The following is a 2,452-nucleotide window of genomic DNA, read 5'->3' as shown; positions in this document are numbered from 1 at the left end:
CCGGCGATGTTGCAACCGGCATGTACGCTCATGCGGCCATTCTGGAGGCATTGCTGCAACGCGAGCGCACGGGAATCGGAAGCGCCATCCATGTCTCGCTTTTTGACGCAATGAGCGACTGGATGACCGTGCCGCTTCTGCACTACGAGTACGCAGGCATGATCTGGCCCCGCGTAGGTTTATCCCATCCCACCATCGCTCCCTATGGGGCCTTTCCGGTCGGCACCGCCGTCGGCGATGAAGAAACCGTGCTGGTCGGGGTTCAGAACGACGGTGAGTGGAGCAGGTTTGCTCAGGACGTGCTCAAACGCCCGGATCTGCTTGAAAGGCCCGAATTTTCCACCAATCTTGCACGCGTGGAACACCGCGCGGAGCTGGATCAGGAAATCGTCGCGATCCTCGCGACGATGACGAAACTGGAAGTCGTTGAGGCGCTGAAGGCGTCGCGCATCGCTTTCGCTTCTGTCAATGACGTTACGCAGCTGTCGACCCATCCCCAGCTGCGGCGCGTCACTGTCCCGACGGCGCATGGGGAAGCCAACCTGGTGGCGCCGCCCGCCATTGTTCGCGGACAGTCGCGCACGCTTGGAGATGTCCCCGGTCTGGGGCAACACACCACGGCTATCCGCGACGAGTTTTCGAAGTGATTCCTTCTGGTCTAACGCTATTGGTGTCGCAGTTATGAAAGAAAAGATCCTGACTGACAAGAACGGTGCGGTAACAACCATTGTCATCAACCGCCCGGAAGTGCGCAACGCGCTCGACCGTGAGGCGACCGCAGCCCTCGGTGCAGCGATTCGTGCCTTCGAAAACGATGATGAAGCAAGCGTCGCCGTGCTCTGCGGAGCGGGAGGCGCGTTCTGCGCTGGCGCGGATCTGAAGGAACTGGCGGGTGGAGCGGAATACGATGCTTGGGCCGGATCGGGCGGCCCGCTGTCCAGGCCGGCACGCAAGCCGGTTATCGCGGCAGTCGCAGGCCACGCATGCGCTGGAGGGTTAGGCCTGGCGCTCTGGTGCGACATCCGCGTTGCCGAGGAGTCGGCCTCCTTTGCGGTGCTGTCACGTCGATGGGGGGTGCCCATGAGCGACGGTACAACGGTCAGGCTACCGAGGTTGATTGGTACCAGCCGGGCGCTGGACATGCTGCTGACCGCCCGCATGGTGTCCGCCGAGGAAGCCTTGCAGATGGGCCTGGCAACGCGTGTGGTACCCGATGGGACCGCAAGAGCAACCGCCGAGGCCCTGGCCGCGACGATTGCCGCTTTCCCCCAGATTGCCATGAACTCGGATCGCGAATCCGTGTACCGGCAAGACGGCGAGGCCATGAGCGACGCGCTCACTATCGAGGCCGAACTGGCCGAGCGTGCCAAGCGCATCGAAGCCAAAGCGGGCGCAATCCGCTTCGCCACGGGGATGGGCCGCCACGGAGCCGCAGCATGAAAGCAGTCGTCTGCCACCGGCTTGGCCTCGACCATACCGAGTTGACCGAAGTCGATCCGCCGGGCATGCGATCGGACGGAATCCGAATTCAGGTCCATTCGGCCGGCGTGAGCTTTGCCAACCTGCTCGTACTGGAGGGCAAGCATCAAAACCGCTGGGATCCTCCGTTCACGCCAGGGACCGAGATCGCCGGCATCGTGTTGGAATGCGGAGACGAGACCTCGCTCTTTAAGCCAGGCGACCGGGTGGTAGCGGGCGTCCGTAACGGGGGTTTTGCCGAGCAAGTCGTGGCCCCGGAGGCCACGGTGTTTGCCCTGCCGGATGCAGTCGGCTTTGACGCGGCAGTGCAGTTTCCGACTATCTACGCGACGGCGTACGGTGCGCTCAAATGGCGTGCGAACGTTGCGGCAGGGGAAACACTGCTGGTGCATGGCGCTGCGGGGGGCAGTGGTTTGGCCGCGGTCGAGATCGGAAAGAGGCTCGGCGCGCGCGTCATCGCTACAGCAGGCGACGCCGGCAAACTCGAGGCGGCCCGGCGTCACGGCGCAGACGTCACGGTCAATTACCGCACCGAGAACTTCCGCGATGTTGTTCTCCGCGAAACATCTCAACGCGGTGCCGATGTCATCTTCGATCCGGTGGGCGGTGACACCTTCACCGAATCGCTGCGATGCATCGCTCCGGACGGACGAATCATTCCGATGGGCTTTGCCGGCGGGACGATTCCGCAGATTCCCGCCAATCTGGTGCTGGTCAAGAACGTCTCTGTCATCGGAATCTATTGGGGCTACTACATGGGTTGGGGCAAGCAAGCACCGCCGGCCTCCATGCAGGACCGTGTCCGCGGCGCATTCGATGAAATGTTGGGCTGGGCTGCCGCGGGAAAGCTCCGTCCCGAGACCTATGCGACTTACCCGCTTGCGCATTTCAAAGACGCACTCGGGGCGATTACGGAGCGCAAGGTGATTGGCAGAGTCGCCTTGCATCCGCAAACAGCTTTCCGAGCATGACC

3 protein-coding genes are annotated in these 2,452 nt (G+C 62.8%); all 3 read left to right on the top strand.

Going from position 1 to position 2,452, the window contains the following annotated elements; translation table 11 throughout:
• Positions 1–647 (top strand): CoA transferase (locus VMR39_RS10420; RefSeq protein ID WP_325415903.1); only part of this gene is annotated, 647 nt, incomplete at its 5' end.
• A gap of 34 nt (positions 648–681) precedes the next feature.
• Positions 682–1,440 (top strand): crotonase/enoyl-CoA hydratase family protein, encoded by a 759-nt coding sequence (locus tag VMR39_RS10415; RefSeq protein WP_325415901.1) that lies wholly within the window; start codon positions 682–684, stop codon positions 1,438–1,440.
• Positions 1,437–2,450, top strand: a complete 1,014-nt coding sequence (locus tag VMR39_RS10410; RefSeq protein WP_325415899.1) for an NADPH:quinone oxidoreductase family protein — start codon at positions 1,437–1,439, stop codon at positions 2,448–2,450. Before VMR39_RS10415 ends, VMR39_RS10410 begins: the two co-directional genes overlap by 4 nt.
• The last annotated feature ends 2 nt before the right edge of the window (positions 2,451–2,452 follow it).

The organism is Sphingobium sp., from assembly GCF_035511395.1.
Lineage (GTDB): Bacteria > Pseudomonadota > Alphaproteobacteria > Sphingomonadales > Sphingomonadaceae > Sphingobium.
This window is presented reverse-complemented; position numbering and strand designations above follow the sequence as displayed.